This window comes from Acinetobacter sp. A47 (genome assembly GCF_000805455.1).
Taxonomy (GTDB): Bacteria; Pseudomonadota; Gammaproteobacteria; order Pseudomonadales; family Moraxellaceae; genus Acinetobacter.
Genome location: NZ_JSUS01000071.1, coordinates 120859 through 138109, shown reverse-complemented (window position 1 = coordinate 138109; position 17251 = coordinate 120859). Strand labels below are relative to the sequence as shown.

General features: G+C 44.1%; 15 protein-coding genes. 8 read left to right on the top strand and 7 right to left on the bottom strand.

From position 1 onward, the window contains the following. Nucleotides 1-176 precede the first annotated feature (176 nt). Nucleotides 177-797 (top strand): thiol:disulfide interchange protein DsbA/DsbL, encoded by a 621-nt coding sequence (locus OC23_RS15990; protein ID WP_038345973.1) that lies wholly within the window; start codon nucleotides 177-179, stop codon nucleotides 795-797. A 49-nt stretch (nucleotides 798-846) separates the two neighbouring features. Here the strand turns inward: OC23_RS15990 and OC23_RS15985 are convergent, their stop codons facing one another. Together OC23_RS15985 and OC23_RS15980 are read right to left on the bottom strand one after the other, a co-directional pair. Next, complete coding sequence (locus tag OC23_RS15985) at nucleotides 847-1482, bottom strand: TetR/AcrR family transcriptional regulator (protein ID WP_038345972.1); 636 nt, start codon at nucleotides 1480-1482, stop codon at nucleotides 847-849. Nucleotides 1483-1589: 107 nt separating this feature from the next. Beyond that, nucleotides 1590-2240, bottom strand: a complete 651-nt coding sequence (locus OC23_RS15980; protein ID WP_038345971.1) for a TetR family transcriptional regulator — start codon at nucleotides 2238-2240, stop codon at nucleotides 1590-1592. 312 nt (nucleotides 2241-2552) lie between these two features. On the opposite strand from OC23_RS15980, the gene OC23_RS15975 reads away from it, so the two are divergent. From OC23_RS15975 to OC23_RS15950, 5 genes are all read left to right on the top strand, one after another. Beyond that, nucleotides 2553-3578: a flavin reductase family protein gene (locus tag OC23_RS15975; protein ID WP_038345970.1), complete on the top strand. Its 1026-nt coding sequence runs from the start codon at nucleotides 2553-2555 to the stop codon at nucleotides 3576-3578. A 33-nt stretch (nucleotides 3579-3611) separates the two neighbouring features. Further along, nucleotides 3612-4754, top strand: coding sequence for a fatty acid desaturase family protein (locus tag OC23_RS15970; protein WP_171194827.1), 1143 nt, complete (start codon nucleotides 3612-3614; stop codon nucleotides 4752-4754). Nucleotides 4755-4852: 98 nt separating this feature from the next. Then, the gene (gene rph / locus OC23_RS15965) at nucleotides 4853-5569 is read left to right on the top strand and encodes a ribonuclease PH (RefSeq protein WP_005228254.1); all 717 of its coding nucleotides are present in this window, start codon (nucleotides 4853-4855) and stop codon (nucleotides 5567-5569) included. Between the two features lie 317 nt (nucleotides 5570-5886). Next, a complete protein-coding gene (locus tag OC23_RS15960; RefSeq protein ID WP_038345968.1) occupies nucleotides 5887-8067 on the top strand; it encodes a phosphocholine-specific phospholipase C in 2181 nt (726 codons plus the stop codon). Between the two features lie 495 nt (nucleotides 8068-8562). Then, nucleotides 8563-8751, top strand: a complete 189-nt coding sequence (locus OC23_RS15950; protein ID WP_038345967.1) for a hypothetical protein — start codon at nucleotides 8563-8565, stop codon at nucleotides 8749-8751. Here OC23_RS15950 and nadC read toward each other — a convergent pair. Further along, nucleotides 8748-9593: a carboxylating nicotinate-nucleotide diphosphorylase gene (gene nadC, locus OC23_RS15945; RefSeq protein WP_038345966.1), complete on the bottom strand. Its 846-nt coding sequence runs from the start codon at nucleotides 9591-9593 to the stop codon at nucleotides 8748-8750. The two genes, OC23_RS15950 and nadC, sit on opposite strands and share 4 nt — an antisense overlap. Nucleotides 9594-9738: 145 nt before the next feature. On the opposite strand from nadC, the gene ampD reads away from it, so the two are divergent. Then, complete coding sequence (gene ampD / locus OC23_RS15940; RefSeq protein WP_038346441.1) at nucleotides 9739-10332, top strand: 1,6-anhydro-N-acetylmuramyl-L-alanine amidase AmpD; 594 nt, start codon at nucleotides 9739-9741, stop codon at nucleotides 10330-10332. A gap of 62 nt (nucleotides 10333-10394) precedes the next feature. Beyond that, the gene (gene murJ / locus OC23_RS15935) at nucleotides 10395-11945 is read left to right on the top strand and encodes a murein biosynthesis integral membrane protein MurJ (RefSeq protein ID WP_171194816.1); all 1551 of its coding nucleotides are present in this window, start codon (nucleotides 10395-10397) and stop codon (nucleotides 11943-11945) included. Nucleotides 11946-11988: 43 nt separating this feature from the next. Here murJ and OC23_RS15930 read toward each other — a convergent pair whose 3' ends face one another. The 4 genes from OC23_RS15930 to OC23_RS15915 form a co-directional block, all read right to left on the bottom strand. Continuing rightward, on the bottom strand, nucleotides 11989-12672 hold the full coding sequence (locus OC23_RS15930) for an FKBP-type peptidyl-prolyl cis-trans isomerase (protein ID WP_038345964.1): 684 nt from the start codon (nucleotides 12670-12672) through the stop codon (nucleotides 11989-11991). 47 nt (nucleotides 12673-12719) lie between these two features. Further along, a complete protein-coding gene (locus OC23_RS15925; protein ID WP_038345963.1) occupies nucleotides 12720-13427 on the bottom strand; it encodes an FKBP-type peptidyl-prolyl cis-trans isomerase in 708 nt (235 codons plus the stop codon). Between the two features lie 203 nt (nucleotides 13428-13630). Then, nucleotides 13631-15748, bottom strand: coding sequence for a GNVR domain-containing protein (locus OC23_RS15920; protein ID WP_038345962.1), 2118 nt, complete (start codon nucleotides 15746-15748; stop codon nucleotides 13631-13633). An 81-nt stretch (nucleotides 15749-15829) separates the two neighbouring features. Then, entirely contained in the window at nucleotides 15830-16927 is a 1098-nt protein-coding gene (locus OC23_RS15915; protein ID WP_038345961.1) for a polysaccharide biosynthesis/export family protein, read from the bottom strand. Nucleotides 16928-17251: the final 324 nt, after the last annotated feature.

Genomic DNA, 17251 nt, shown 5'->3' with positions numbered 1-17251 from the left:
TGTCACCTCTATATTAGGATGATTATTTAGGTTTAATCTGTTGGTAGTGTAGCGATTCTGGCAAAAAAAGCGATAAATCCCATAAAAAACTTCACATAAGCAAAACGAATTGCTCGTGTTTGTTTTATATTTAGCATATAAACTTACGAAAAATGCTTAGAGGAAAAGCAAAGTCAATGAAAAAGTTAGTATTAAGTGGTTTGAGTGTAGTGGCACTGGCTGTCTCAATGAATACGATGGCAGCAGATTTTGTGGCAGGTAAAGACTATACCGTCATTGCCAATCCGGGCAAGACCGTTGCTCCTGCAGGGCAGCTCGAAGTACGTGAATTCTTCTGGTATGGCTGTCCGCACTGCTTCAAGCTTGAGCCACATATGCAAGCGTGGTTAAAGAAAATTCCAAAAGACGTGTATTTCCTCCGTACACCTGCAGCAATGAATAATGTATGGGAACAAGGGGCGCGTGGTTATTATGTCTCTGAAGCATTGGGTGTGCGTAAAAAGACCCATATCCCACTGTTCCATGCCATTCATGAAGGTGGTCAGCAGATCTTTGATCAGGCTTCCCAGGCAAAATTCTTTGCGCGTTATGGCGTACCTGAGCAGAAATTTAATAGTATGTTTAACTCGTTCCCGATCACTGCAAAAATTGCCGAGTCAAATAAGCTGGCACAACAGTATCAGTTGACCGGTGTGCCGGCCGTGGTTGTAAATGGAAAATATATTGTGCAGGGTGAAGATGGTAAAGTGACCCAGGTGGTAGATTATTTGCTGGAAAAAGAGCGTAAAGCCAAATAACCGGCGTATTCTTAAAAAAAAGGACTGTCGTGACAGTCCTTTTTTTTATTTATTCCTGATCCAGCTGATAATCTTTCAGGTCAATCTGGACTTTCTGGGTAGGCAGTGACAAGGCCTGGTTGACATACAGGTTAATCAGTTTTTCACGTGAACCGATCGAGCGCTGGTAATAACTCGAGTTCAGCAACAATGCCGCACCATAGGTGAGAGACCAGATATAAGACAGGTAATCACGAATCGACATATCATAATTTTGTGATTTTAAATATTTTTCTGTCATTTCTTTTAACGACACAATACGTTGCTGACGGATCGAGTAAAGCTCGTCAAACAGATGCTTGAGCTTGGATTCGGTCATGGTCAGATGTTCTTCTAACTGATGCAGCAGGATGGTACGGCTTGGCGAGGTGAGGTGATAGAGCATGTAACGTGGTGCATACTCCTTGACATCGGTATTGTATTTGTCTGAAATTTTTAAGATTTCTTTTTCATTCTGGATAATCAGTTCCAGCAATAACTCATTTTTGCTACGGAAATGTTTATACAAGGTGCCTTTGGCAATATCCAGTTCAGCAACCAGTTCATCGAGGGTCATTTCTTGGTTGTTTTCTAATAACAGTTTTTCTGCAACCTGCAAGATTTTTTCTTTACGAATTAAGAACTGAGTATGACGATCTGGATTCATGATGCTTATAAGCTCCTCATAGTGTTCTACACTGCATTTGCATTAGTGTCCAATGCATCATAACGCGAAGCAATGCTTTTATATATCAAACTTTGGTTTGGATATGGTCAAGCGTTTTGGGGTTCCCAGTTGGAAATCCCGCTGAATAATAAGCGTACCTGAGTCGCTGCATTGTCAATAAACAGGTTTTGCTGTTCAAGCAGATGATCAATCGGGAACTGTTTTGGCAGATTGATCCAGGTCATGGCCCAGGTAAAAGACATATTGATCAGAATGGTAGACAGTACCTGTAAATGCCTGGCTTCCTTGATGTGCTTGAAGGTCTCGAGCTTGCACAGATCAATGGCCAGATCTTCGATCAGGAACTCGATTTCACGTGCGATGGCAATACGCACCGTTTCAGAGCCGCCCCAGCGCTCTGCAATCATGAATTGCCACTGTTGCGGGCTGTGATTAACGGCCTGTACGAATAATTCAATGCTGGTGCGGGTTTTGGCCGAACCGCTATGTTGCAGATAACTCTGGCCCAGTTGATGGATCAGGCTTTTTAAATGCAGGGAAACCTGATCGACCAGCTCTTGTCCGAGCGCATCCATGTCCTGAAAATGACGATAAAATGCCGTTGGAACCAAACCAACTTCACGTGCAACTTCACGCAAGCTAATACTGCTAAATGAGCGCCCAGCAGTGCTGAGGTGAAGGGCTGCATCCAGCAAAGCCTGTCGACTCTGTTGTTTTCGTTCATCTCTAATCGACATGAATAAGATCCATTAAAACCGTACAGCAAAGTCTAGCAAAAAAAACAGAAACTTTTTAGTGTTCGTACATTGCTAAATACGGATGTTTTTGATTTTTATTCATGCCATCGCTAGACAAATGACAGGCAGCCTCCTGGAAAAATCCGTTATTTTCCCCTTATTTTTAATGGCTTATAACCCGTATAAAAAATATTCAAAAAATTAGTGAACAAGTGTTGACTCAGTGAACACAAATAAATATAGTGTACACATGTTCACTACATGAACATTTGTTCACTCAAAATAAATAGCCAGATACAAAACGAGGAACGTATGAACGCAGAAATCGCTTATCAGCCACACTGGATCAGGGAAGATTTCGTTGATTTTATCTTGCAAAAGATCAAGCCAACCTTGGCCTGGAAACGCATTCTTGCGCAAGTGACTGCCGTGCAGCCACTGAGCGCAGATATGGTGTTACTCAGCTTAAAGCCCAATCATCATTTCGATTTTAGCCAGGTCAAGGCTGGCCAGAGTGTTTTAATTACCCTGAAGATTCACGGGGTTTATCAGCAACGTAGTTATTCGATTGTTGAGGTGACACCGCAAGGTGAAATCCGTCTGGGCATTAAAGTGCAAGGTGTGGTGTCTAAAGCAGCACAACAATTACGTGTTGGAGACAGCTTTGAAATTTCTCAGGCTCAGGGCGAGTTCGTCTTGCATCAAGGCCAGCAACCTGCATTACTGATTGCTTCGGGTTCAGGCATTACCGCGATTTATGCTTTATTAAAACAGGCATTACAGCAGCAGCTTGAACAGGTTCATGTACTGTATTTTAACCGTGCCGAAGTGCTGCATCAGGACATCTTGGCCTTGGCTGAGCAGCATCCACAGCTGAACTATCACTTCTTTAATACGGCACAGCAAAAACAGCATTTAGATGCAGCATTATTAGAGAAACTTGTCCCGAATTTTAAACAGATCCAAACCTATGCCTGTGGTCACCACAGCATGATGAAACAGGCGCAACAGATCTATACCCAGCATGGAGTTGCAGAAAACTTTCATCAAGAGTTTTTCCAACCGGTCCAGGCAGAGCATTCCAGTGAGGCACAACCGGTTAGCTTCCGTCGTGCACAACAGCATTTTATGGCAACCACCAATCTGCTGAGCAGTGCAGAGCAAGCGGGCTTACGACCACAACATGGTTGCCGCATGGGCGTATGTAACCGTTGTAGCTGTACCAAAGTCAGCGGTGTGACCCAGAACCTGCTCACGGGTGAAATTGATGATCAACCCAACCGTCCAATCAAGTTATGTGTGAGCCAGGCGCTGAGCCCAGTCACCATTGACCTATAAAAACAAAGAGATTTGAGGATCAGCACCATGAATATGGCATTAGAATTTAAAACCGCATCCAAGTCCGCGCATTTAACCCCTGAACAGGTTGAAGAGTTTGGTCGCCGTGTCGAGCAAATCCGGCTGGAAGTCATGCAAAACCTCGGTGAAGAGGATTCAACATATATTTATAAAGTGCGTAATTTCGTGCGTTATACCGAGATTGCATCGCGTGGCATGCTGATGTTCGGTGGCTGGATTCCACCGGTATGGTTGCTGGGAACCGCCATGCTGGGCGTGTCTAAGATTGTCGAGAACATGGAGCTGGGCCATAACGTGATGCATGGTCAGTTTGACTGGCTTAATGATCCGAGCTTACGTGGCGAAGATTACGACTGGGACAATACCTGCTCAGGCAATGACTGGCGTTATACCCATAACTATATGCACCATACCTATACCAATATTGTTGGCAAAGACCATGATGTCGGCTATGGCATTTTACGTGTCACTGAAGACCAGAAGTGGGAAGTGCGCCATCTGTTCAATATTCCATTGGCCTTACAGCTGATGTTGTTTTTCCAGTGGTATGTGGGAGTACAAAACCTGCATCTGGAAGATGCACTGGTGTATAAAACCAAAAGCTGGAAACAGGTCTGGGCCGATGCAGCAGAATTTCGCAAGAAAGCCAGACGTCAGGTGTTAAAAGATTATGTGTTCTTCCCGGCGATTGCGACCATCAACTTTATTCCAGTGCTGGCGGGTAATGCCGTCGCCAATATTATCCGCAACCTGTGGTCATCAGCAGTGATTTTTAATGGTCACTTTACTGAAGATGCCGAGACCTTTGAAGCGGACAATACCGAGAACGAGACCAAGGCACAGTGGTACCTGCGTCAGATTCGTGGTTCGAGTAACTTCACCGGCGGGAAATGGATGCACTTCATGAGCGGTAATTTAAGCCATCAGATCGAGCATCATTTATTTCCAGATATGCCTGCCAATCGTTATGAACAGGTTGCCCCAAAAATCAGGGCCTTATGTGCCGAATATGGGGTGAATTATAACGAAGCCAACTTTATGAAGCAGTTCTGGACCGTGTGGGTGCGTCTGGCCAGATGTTCGTTGCCAAACGACTTGTCTGCGCAACTGGCACACAGCTGGAGCATGCTGAAAGCGAAGCTCAAACTTGCTTAATTGGGTGAATTGTAACGAATAAGTAAAACTGAAAGCACGTGTAATTGAGCTATACTATGGCGCAATGATATTTGAGCCATAGTTTTTAAGGAATCGTTATGCGTATTGACCAAAGAGCACTAGACCAATTACGTGAGGTAAAAATTACCCGTAACTATACCCGTTACGCAGAAGGCTCGGTTTTGGTTGAGTTTGGTCATACCAAAGTGTTGTGTACCGCGAGTATTGATAACTCGGTACCACGCTTCCTGAAAGGGCAGGGGCAAGGCTGGGTAACTGCTGAATATGGCATGTTGCCACGCTCAACCCATACCCGTAGTGATCGTGAAGCGGCGCGTGGCAAGCAAACCGGCCGTACTCAGGAAATCCAGCGTCTGATTGGCCGTAGCTTACGTGCCATGGTGGATTTGAAGAAATTGGGCGAGAACACCATTACCATCGACTGTGATGTGATTCAGGCCGATGGCGGTACCCGTACTGCGGCAATCACCGGTGCAGCAGTGGCGCTGGTGGATGCCATGAATGTATTGCTTAGCAACAAGAAAATTAAACAGGACCCGTTAAAAGGTCTGGTGGCAGCAATTTCAGTGGGCATGTATCAGGACGAAGTCCTCCTCGATCTATGCTACGAAGAAGATTCAAATTGCCAAACCGATTTGAATGTGGTGATGACCCAGGCGGGCGAATTTATTGAAATTCAGGGCACGGCCGAAGATAAGCCGTTTACCCGCCAGCAGTGCAATGCCATGTTAGAGCTTGCCGAAAAAGGAATCATGGAGTTGATTCAGAAGCAACAGCAGGCACTCGGTTGGTAAGTTCCAGTTGATAGTGCGGGCGGTCTGGTAAGTTTAGACCGCCTTTTTTTTATCTTGTTTTTTTGTCATCAAACTGCGATCAAATCATCATCGAACTGTCATTTAGATTGTATTGACTATCTGCACTGATATTGAACGGATCGTCAAATGCGAAATTTCTTTTTAGCGTTACTTGCCGGGAGCTGCCTGTTACTCAGTGCCTGTAACGATAGCGATAGTGGTGATAACAATAACGCTCAACCAGAGCCGAAGCCACCTACCTCAAGCTGCAAGATGCATTGCGCCCCTTAAAGAATAACAATAAGGAAGTTAATACAATGAACCGTCGTGAATTTGTCTTAAATTCAGCTAAAGCATTATTTGGTACGGCTGCGCTCACCAGTTTTCCGATGAGTATTCAAAAGGCACTGGCGATTGACGCCAAGGTCGAAACCGGCACCATCAAGGACGTGAAACACGTGGTGATCCTGACTCAGGAAAACCGCTCTTTTGATAATTATTTTGGCACCCTGAAAGGGGTACGTGGATTTGGCGACCGATTTACCATTCCTTTAAGTGACGGCCGTAAAGTCTGGGAACAGTACGATGCCAAAAAGAACAAGGTCTATCCATATCATTTAGACAGCAGCCGCGGCAATGCGCAGCGGGTTAGTGGCACGCCGCATTCATGGACCGATGGCCAGTATGCCTGGGATCATGGCCGGATGGGGAAATGGGTGCAATACAAGCAACCGCAATCGATGGGCTATTACAAACAGCAGGAAGTTGAATTCCAGTTTGCCTTGGCCAATGCCTTTACCTTATGTGATGCCTATCACTGCGCCATGCATACCGGCACCAACTCCAACCGTATGTTTATCTGGACGGGAACCAATGGTCCAACCGGGGCCAATGTTGCCAGCGTGGTCAATGATCTGGACTCGATTGGCTCCTCTCTTACAGGTTATGACTGGACCACTTATCCTGAACGCTTGCAGCAAGCAGGCGTTAGCTGGAAGGTGTATCAGAACATGCCAGACAACTTTACCGACAACCCCCTGGCCGGGTTTAAAAAGTACCGCCGTGCCAATGAATTATCTGGCAAACCCGTAAATAACACCACCATTTGCCCGGCTTACGACCCGGCGATTGATGCCAGACAGCCTTTATATAAAGGGATTGCCAATACCATGCCGGATGGCGGATTTCTCGGTTCATTTAAAGAGGATATTGCCAAAGGGCAGTTACCACAGGTGAGCTGGCTGGTGGCTCCTGCAACTTATAGCGAACATCCGGGGCCTTCTAGTCCGGTACAAGGCGCATGGTATATTCAGGAAGTCCTCAATGCGCTCACAGAGCGTCCGGAGCTCTGGAGCCAGACAGTTTTCCTGATTAACTTTGATGAAAATGATGGTTTCTTTGATCACGTGCCGTCACCCAGTGCACCGTCAATGGATGTTTCAGGACAGGTCTATGGCAAAACCACATTGACTAAAGAACAAATGTCTTATGAATATGCCACGCATGCCAAGGCATCGAGAGGACAACCGGATTTTACCGATCCAGAGGTCAGTAACGGGGTCGGGGTGTATGGGCCGGGTATTCGGGTACCGATGTATATCATTTCGCCGTGGAGTCGTGGTGGCTGGGTCAACTCACAGGTGTTTGATCATTCATCCGTGATCCGGTTTCTGGAGCAATGTTTTGGGGTACAGGAACCGAATATCAGTCCCTATCGACGTGCCGTATGTGGTGACCTGACCTCGGCCTTTAACTTTAAGACCCCGAATTTACTGCCCATGCCGGATCTGGCAGGTAAGAAGAGTAAAAACGAAGCAGATGCGATTCGCAAGGCTCAGGAGCAATTGGCTCAGGTCAGCCGTCCAGACAACCAGACTTATCCGGTTCAGGAGCTGGGCATCCGGCCATCGCGTGCCTTGCCATATATTTTGCACACCAGTGCCAAAGTGGACCTTGCCGCGAAAACAGTCAAACTGATGTTTTCCAATACCGGGACACAGGCAGCCGTATTCCATGTCTACGATAAATTGAATCTGGATGCCATTCCACGCCGTTATATGGTGGAGGCAGGCAAGCAACTGGACGATCTTTGGCAGAGCAAGGACAATCAGTATGATTTATGGGTACTGGGCCCTAATGGTTTTCATCGCAGCTTTAGCGGTGACCTGACGCAGCTCGCACAAATTCAGGCATTGCCGGAAATCCGGGTCTGTATGGAAGAATGTGATCCCAAACTGTTCCTGAAAGTACGCAATGATGCCGGGCAGACTGCAAAATTGCAGGTCAAGGCCAATGCCTATTTGCCGAATAAGACCTGGCACATCGAAACGGCTGCGGCTGAACGGGAACTGAACTGGGATATGAGCGAGTTCGGTGGCTGGTATGATTTTACTGTCACGATTGAACATGATCCGAGCTATCGCCGTCGTTTTGCTGGGCGTATTGAAACCAGTGAAGACTCGATTTCTGATCCGTATATGGGCTTTATGGAGTTATAAATTATATTGGATCAGATCAGAAAAAGCAGTCCAAGTGAGCACTTGGGCTGCAGTTTTAGATTCGATTAGCATAATAAAAAGTAAAGGTAGAGTGCGATCCGCAGCGACAGACTGAGAAAACCCGCTACACATACTTCAGTACTGCCAAACGCCACCCGCTGCCCGAAACGATAACAGCGCACGACTGCATAACCGATGCTGCGGATCAATCCTTCAAACAGAATCTCAAAGATCACATTCATAAACACAAAGCGGAAAAACTTAAAAAGTCAGTGGAATAAAGCCTCAAATAGACTATCCATCGTTATTATTTTAATCAGGCATGTTGCCGGACAGTGTAGGCTTACACAGCAAGAAAGGAAAGCAGACAGAAAGCCAGCATCGTCAACACAACATTACCGAGAGTTTACATGCCTGTAACACAGCCCACTGATTTTACTCATTTAAATTTGCTAAATTGAGCAAAAATTGAAATGAAGCAATTTCGGGGTAAGGATGTTACAAGTTTTTCTCGTATTATTAACTGCAGTGACTTTTGTTTTAATGGCGGCAGATCCACGCCCCACTGATTCGACCGAAGCCAAATCAGCATGGCAGGTTGAAACGACAGAAGTCGCTAAGAACACAGAAATGTTAGCTTCACAAAAGCATGAGTCTCAAAACAAAGAGACCGATCAGGCTTAAGCATTAAAACGCATGGATAAATCGACCGCTGTTACATCTTTGGTCAACACGCCCATTGAGATGTAATCCACGCCAGTGGTCGCCACTTCACGTAAATTTTCAATAGTGATATTGCCCGATGCTTCTAGCTTGCAGCGCCCGGCAACGTGTTTCACTGCGTCAATCATCTGTTGCTGGCTAAAGTTATCCAGCATCACGATATCAGCCCCTGCTTCCAGTGCCTGATTTAACTCATCCCAGGTTTCCACTTCGACTTCGACCGGTTTGCCTGGGGCGATTTCGTGGGCTTTGGTGATGGCCTGGGCAATGCCACCAGCAGCCATAATATGGTTTTCCTTGATCAGGAACGCATCAAACAAACCTAAGCGGTGATTTTGTCCGCCACCGACCGCTACAGCATATTTTTGTGCAACCCGCAGGCCCGGTAAGGTTTTACGGGTATCGAGCAGTTTGGTCTGTAAACCGTCGAGCTGTTTAACGTAATTTGCAGTTTTCGTCGCCACCGCAGACAGGGTCTGGATAAAGTTTAAAGCTGGACGCTCTACGGTGAGTAAGCTGCGCGCGGAGCCGGCGAGTTTTAGGAACGCTTCATTGGCGGCAACAACATCACCTTCCTGTTTTAACCAGGTCACCTGTACGCTATTGTCATAGGCCTCAATCAGGGCATTGACCCAAGGCTGGCCAGCCAGCACCATCTCTTCACGGCTAATAATGGTTGCGGTGGCCTGTTCTTCAGCTGGTGTGAGCATGGCGGTAATATCGCCGTCTCCGATATCTTCCTGTAATGCTTGTTGAATATTGATTTGAATAGATTGTTCAAGCAAAGATTGAGGAATACTCATACCAGTTCCAGTGTAGGTTTGACTAAAAAACGTGTGCCCTATATTAACACCCTCCCTATAAAAAATAAGTATTTCATCTCGATTATTCTGGAGAAAGCATGGCAGAATGGCGCCAGTAAAGATTAAATTGCTGATTCAGGTCATGATGCAACACGCTAGATTTGCTCAAGTACAACAAGGTGTATTGGTGGGTGCGACCCAGATTGCATCGCCAAATTTTAATGCACGTCCTGCCGGGACGGACATCCAGCTGATTGTGATTCACAATATCAGTTTGCCGCCTTCCCAGTTTGGAGGAGGCTATATCCAGCAATTTTTTCAGAACCAGCTCGATTGGTCACTGCATCCTTATTTCCAGACCATTGAAGGCATGCAGGTCTCGGCACACTTGCTGATTTTGCGTACGGGTGAAGTGATCCAGTTTGTCAACTTCAATGACCGTTCCTGGCATGCCGGCCGCTCCAGTTATCTGGCACAAAAAGAGTGTAATGACTATTCGATCGGGATTGAGCTGGAAGGCAGTGATGATCTGCCTTTTGAGCCAGAACAATATCAGGCCCTGGCTGAAATTGTCTGTACCTTGCAGCAGGCTTACCCGAAAATCCAGAACCATATTGCAGGCCATTCCGATGTTGCGCCAAAGCGTAAAACCGATCCCGGTGAATACTTTGACTGGCAACTGTTTAGAAAGTTACTTTCCCAGAACAAGCGTGCGAAAAAAATATCATCGGATTTATGATTTCATAACAAAATCTGTTGGGAGTTTCATTACAATAACGCTTTTCAAAAATTAAGCCGTGGGTGAATGCGATGGCATTGTGGCGATCGACTGTAATTGTCAGTGCAATGACAATGTTATCTCGGGTGTTGGGGCTGGTACGGGATGTGGTACTGCTCAATGTGTTTGGTGCAGGCAAGGACTTCGATACCTTCGTTGTTGCCTTTCGTATTCCCAACTTTTTCAGGCGACTGTTTGCAGAGGGAGCTTTTTCCCAAGCTTTTATTCCTGTTCTGACCGAATATAAAACCAGCCGTGCCCATGCCGAGGTCCAGATTCTCATTAGCCGGGTATTTGGCTGTTTACTGACGGCCATGTCCTTGCTGACTTTTGTGGCAATGGTGGCTGCGCCAGCGATTATTTATTTGTATGCGCCCGGTTTCCATAACGATCCGGAGAAGTTTGAGCTCGCGGTCGATATGTTCCGCCTGACCATTCCTTACCTGATGTTTATGTCCTTGACGGCCTTCGCCAGCAGTATCCTGAACAGCTATGGTTCTTTTGCATCACCTGCATTTTCGCCAGTATTGCTGAATGTGGCGATGATTGCCGGTGCATGGTGGTTGACGCCGTATATGGCTGAGCCCATCATGGCATTGGGATGGGCGGTAGTAGCGGCCGGTATTTTGCAATTGGCGATCCAGATTCCGGAATTATGGAAGAAGAATTTGCTGATTCCACCTAAAGTGGATTTCAAACATGAAGGTGTGGACCGCATCTTGAAGCTGATGCTTCCGGCCCTGTTTGGCGTATCCGTCACCCAGATTAACCTGTTGCTCAATACCATTTGGGCCTCCTTTATGCAGGATGGTTCTGTGTCATGGTTATACAGTGCCGAGCGGATGACCGAGTTGCCATTGGGCCTGATTGGTGTGGCAATTGGTACGGTCATTTTGCCTTCGCTGTCTGCACGTCATGCTGAACAGGATCAGGCCAAGTTCAAGAGCATGATCGACTGGGCTGCCAGAGTAATTATGCTGGTCGGGATTCCTGCCAGTATTGCCTTATTCATGCTGTCGACCCCGATTATTCAGGCGCTGTTCCAGCGTGGTGAATTTACCCTGGAAGATACCAAAATGACCGCTCTGGCATTGCAATGCATGAGTGCAGGGGTGATTTCGTTTATGCTGATCAAGGTATTTGCACCGGGCTTCTATGCGCAGCAAGATACTAAAACGCCTGTTCGCGTCGGCCTAATGGCGGTTGCTGCCAATGCCATTTTAAACGTGGTGTTTATTGGCTTGTTTAAGCTGATCGACTGGCATGCAGAGCACATGGCGCTAGCCTTGGCCTCTTCTGGCTCGGCTTTGGTCAATGCAGGCATGCTGTACTTTTATCTGCATAAACGGAATATTTTCCGTTTTGGTGCGCACTGGAAAAAACTGGCATTGCAATATGCAGTGGCCAATATTGCCATGATTGCAGCGCTCTGGTACGCACTAAGCTGGTATCAGGGAGATGTGTCACAATGGTTACGCGTTGCTGAGGTTATCGGTTTATGCGTGGTGGGTGTGGTAGCCTATCTGATCGGGTTGCTGGTGACAGGTTTCCGTCCCCGTCATTTAAAGGCATAAGCCAGATCAAAAATTAAACCCTCCATCAAGGAGGGTTTTTTTATTATTTCACTTCAAGTAATTCAATATCAAAAATTAAAGTACTGTTTGGTCCGATGGCATCGCCGGAACCGACATCACCATAAGCGAGATTTGCAGGGACAAAGAAACGGCTCTTACCGCCTTCTTTCATGGTTTGTACCCCTTCGGTCCAGCCTGCAATCACCTGACTCAGTTTAAACTCTACAGGATGATTACGCGCAATTGAACTATCAAAGACAGTACCGTCGAGTAAGCGGCCTTCATAATTGACTTTAACGGTAGAGCTGGCTTTCGGAGACTTGCCTTTACCTGCTTGTAATACCTGATATTGTAAGCCTGACTTGGTGGTTACGATACCGGCTTTTTTGCCATTGTCAGCCAGGAATGCTTTCCCTGCCTGATCATTTTTTTTGGCTTGTTCCTGAAATTCTACCAGTTGCTTGGCTTCCAGACGTTTTTTATACTGGTTGAGCACTGTGGCCATTTCTTCATCGGTTAAAGAAGCTGCTTTGCCTTGCATGGCTTCCTGTAAGCCTTGTACAAAAGTCTCGATATTTAAATCTTTGAGTGTTTCGGCATTGCCTCGACCCATCAGATAACCATAGCTATAGCCAAGTTGATCTTTTTGTGGACTCTTTGTTGAAATGGGTGCTGCTTGAACCGTTCCGATGGTTGAGGCAATTAAAATCAGGCCTAATTTTTTCATTCTATCTTCCAAAAAATAAAGGAGGGCACCAGCCCTCCTTAAATCATTTATTTTACAGCGATTAATTCTACGTCAAACACTAACGGGCTATTTGGCGGAATTGAACCAGGAACACCTTGTTCACCGTAACCGAGGTTTGCAGGAATATAAAGTGTTGCCTTACCGCCTTCTTTCATGAGCTGTAGGCCTTCAGTCCAACCTGGAATCACCTGATTTAAAGGAAACTCGATTGGCTCGCCACGATCATAAGAGCTGTCAAATACTTTACCGTCTGGAAGCTGGCCTTTGTAATGGACTTTTACAATAGAGCTTGCAGTCGGTTGCTTGCCTGTCCCTTCTTTGGTGATTTTGTATTGCAAGCCCGAAGCAGTCGTTTTTACACCTTCTTTCTTGGCATTTTCTGCAAGGAAACTGCTATTGGTGGCTTCAACTTTCTTGCTTTCTTCCAGTTGCTTTTGCTGTAACTCTTTCTGGAAATCTACATAGGCCGCTTGTAATTCTTCTTCGGTATAAGCAGCCGGCTTTTGTCCGTGCGCATCACGGAAGCCTGTAATAAATGCAGATGTTTCCAGTTCTGGTGGGGTCTGCTTGGCAACTTCATAGCCAAGTGCATAACTGATTTTTGCTACAGGCGTTGCATTCTTATCTGCTTTTGCACCAAGCTCTGTCGCTGGATGTTGAGTTGCATAATAGACAGGAACAAGCGCTGCACCGCCTAAAACGACCGCGACAATGAAAGGTAAAGCTTTACTCATGAGATGTCCAAAATGAAATTTTAATAAAACATATAAGATTGATCTTAGCATGTCTGGGTGAGTGCATTGAATAATCCGACGCAAAAAATGCATGGATTTTTGTATGAGGATTGAACCGTTTGTGATATCAAAAGCAATGAGTTTGCAAAAAAACCGGAGCATTGGCAATGCTCCGGTTTTTGTGTAAACCAATAAAAGCTAGACTATTGACCGGTTTGGTATTGATACTGTTTTAGCTGGTAGGCGGGAACCTGATCGAGTACCAGACCATCAATCTCAAGTCCTGCATTTTCAAAATAAGATTTGGCCAGCTCAATATCCTTAAGCTGTGTTTTGGCATATTGCACTAGACATAGGTTAAAACCTGTTGTCTGGGCAATAATCAAGCTATCTGACGCTGCGAGCACTGGAGCAGCATTGATAATAACGTAATCATATTGGGTCCGTATCTGCTGGATCAGTTCTGCAAAACGGATCTGGTGCGAGCTAATGGACACGTCATCATTACTTTGGCCCCGACCAATCAAACTTAAATTTGGATAAGCTGTCTTAAACACAACCTGATCGAGTGACGCTTGACCACGTAAGTATTCTGCCAAGCCGGAGGTAGTGTTGCTGTTAAAAATTTGAGCAAGCCGACCACGATACAGATCACTATCAATCACTAAAACCCGTTGCCCAGCCTGGCCAAGATATTGAGCCAAATGTTGAGTAATGCTTCCTTGATTCTGATCAGGCGTAACACTGGTCAGCATGACAATATTATGCTGTTTTTGACTGAGCTTATGGCGCAAAGTCGGAATAAATGATTTGAGTGCCTGCAAATCGGGCGTATCTTTCTTTTTCGCTTTTGGCAGTTCGATGTAGGTTTTAATGCCGGTTGCCTGTTCAGCTTCATCACGGCTACGTACACCTGTTTGCAGCATATTGCGAATCAGGGCAATCAACACCCCAATAAAACCGCCAACAAGAATAGACAGAATTAAGATAATCAGCTTACGAGGCTTGATAGGTTTAGTTGGCTCAACAGGATAGTCTAAAACACGTAAGTTTCCTGTTTCACCTGCCTTGGCTAAGCTTAGAGATTGGTAAGTACCTAATAAATTAGTGTACATTTGTGTCTGAACTTGCACATCTCGATAATATTGCAAGTATTGACTTTGAGTATTTGGTAATCTCTTTAAAGCATCATTTAGTTCATTGATTTTTTTATTAAATAGGCCAATTTGTGCATTAATTTCCTGCATCATTGGATGTTGAGCGGTGTACTGTGCTGCTAGCTGGGCCTGCTTTTGTTCTAATTGGATTTTTTGTGTTTCTAGTTCTACACTCTGTTTTAAATAAAGTCCGGCTTCTTGCTGGATATCAATTGTTCCATGGGTTTCACGGAAGGCATTAAACTTTTGTTCAGCTTGCTCTAATGAATCTTTCAGTTGTGGCAATTGCTGGTTTAAAAAAGTTAAGGTTTTTTCTTTCTCAGCAGATTTTGTAGCTAAATTTTGCTCTTGATAGATCGTTAGAATGTGATTTAACACCTTCATGATATGTACTTTATCTGCTCCATCATAGCTGAGAGCAATAATACCTGTTTGTTTTGCAAGTTCGGTTGCTTTTAACGTAACTAAAATTCCTTTAACGGCAGCAAGTAATGATTGTTTCTGTACAATATATTGTCCATCTAATGGTTGTTGGCCAGAGATACTGACTTTCCATGATGCTTCAAGCGTTTCGGTAGGTATTTTTTGATTAAGCATCCCTTTATAAACTTCTAATCCAGTCTTCTCCGAGACAATACTAAATTTTTGTCCCTGAAAACTTAAAATTAAGTTTTGGTCAAGATATTGAGCTGGTACCTTAAATTCATGGATAGAAAATGCTGTTTTATGATCTGTAACTTTTACTTGATCAGCCAAATAAGTGGTATGGAATCGATCTGTATCTAAGAGGTTTTGGAAAAAGGATTGATCAGGTTGGATTTGAATATCTAAATTTAAATCCTCAATCGTTTTACCTAAGACTGAACGTGACTGTAAAATTTCAATTTCAGTTTGGATTGACTGCTGGCCACCAAGATTAAGGCCGGCTAAACTTCCTAGGGAAGCTAGCTGAGGACTTAAGCTTGCTAATCCATTTTGTTTATTATCAATAATCTGAATTTTGGCATCAACGGAGTAAGTTTTTTTCGCAATTTTAAGATAAATCCCCGCACAAACTAAGGCGAATACAGTACAAAAAGCGATGAGCTTCCATTGAGTGATGAGTGCAAAAAGTAATTCTCTAAGATTAATTGTATCATCAGACAGTTGAGTATTTTGATTCATATGAAAACAACTATTTAAAATTTTGAAGTAGCAACATGCAGGTTCATTAATATTTCAATCATTAGACGGAGGTGTGTATACCTATTTACCTAATTGGTCAAAACTATAAAGCGCGTTAGAGAAAGGTATAATTTGATTAACCATCCGTTGCCAACGGGTTAAACCAGTTGCATCAATATAAACAATATCATTCTTTTGCATGGCAAACTGATTGGCTAAGGCAAGATTGCCTAAACTACTCAAATTCAATTGATAAAGTGTTGAATGTCGAGTATCAAGATCCGTCCGCATAACATACACACGAGCAGCACTTGCTGTATAGGGATTAATGCCTTCACTCTCACCAAGCACATCACTTAAAGTCATGCCCTGATCACGTAAAGGAATAGCTTGGTTTTTACTTGATTCACCCATTACGTACAATTTTTGATTTTGTTTGGTATTTACAAAAATTGTATCGTTAGGCTGTATTAACAGTTTATGCAGCGATAATCCATTCTTTTCTAAAGCGACAACATCTAAATTATAAGTAATACCTTTGCGGATCAATTGAATAGACGTATTATCTCCGGTTTCTGGGTTAATACCCCCTGCCATACCAAGTGCTGTATATAAGCTAATAGGTTGATCATTGAGAGTATATTGTCCACTTCTCATGACTTGCCCATTAACGAAGTAACGGTTTCCTTCATAGGATAATACGCGGACAATAACATCAGGCGTTTTTAAATACTTTGCGAACTGGGCACGAATAAAACGATTGGTTTCAGCAAGTGTTTTACCTGCAATATGTACCTGTCCTACTAATGGTAATTGGATATTTCCGTTACTATCAATTGGATAGCCTGTAGTTCTTATATTGTTCCCATCTTGGATGGGTGGTGTAATTTCAGGATAAGCCCATAACTGGATAGATAAAATATCACCTGTACTTAAACGATATGGCGTATGCGATTGATGAAATAAAGCTGTTAAATTATTCTGTTTTGATGAAATGGAACTGATCTTTAGGGTTGGGATGTTCTCTTGTGACAGTTGTACAACGGTAAGGTTAGCGCCTTGTTCTGTCGTAAACTCTCCATTTTCAGGCAAATCATGTGTTTGGAATCCTGAAGTGATTGCACAACTAACAGCACTAATACTCAGTGTAAGAATTGGAAAAAGTTGGTAATACTTCACATGAAACCCTTGGATAATCTTATTTTTTAATCAATACCTATTGCCCATAGATCATCAATAGACAAAGGACGCTAAAGTGTGCTGATTTTATATCAAAAGATTAAAAAAACATAATAATCTTTTTTCCTCCTAGGCTTCGTCTATTTTAAAAAGAATTCATAACTTTAACATGATCTTATTCAACTAAAATTCTAAAATAGCTACTTAGAGCTAGATCTGTTTAATGAGAAAAATATTTAAATAAAAGAGCGTGATGCGCTAACAAATTTTTGTATTTTGTTATATCATGCCGCATTGTATTTTTTGCAATAGTTTAAAGTTTTT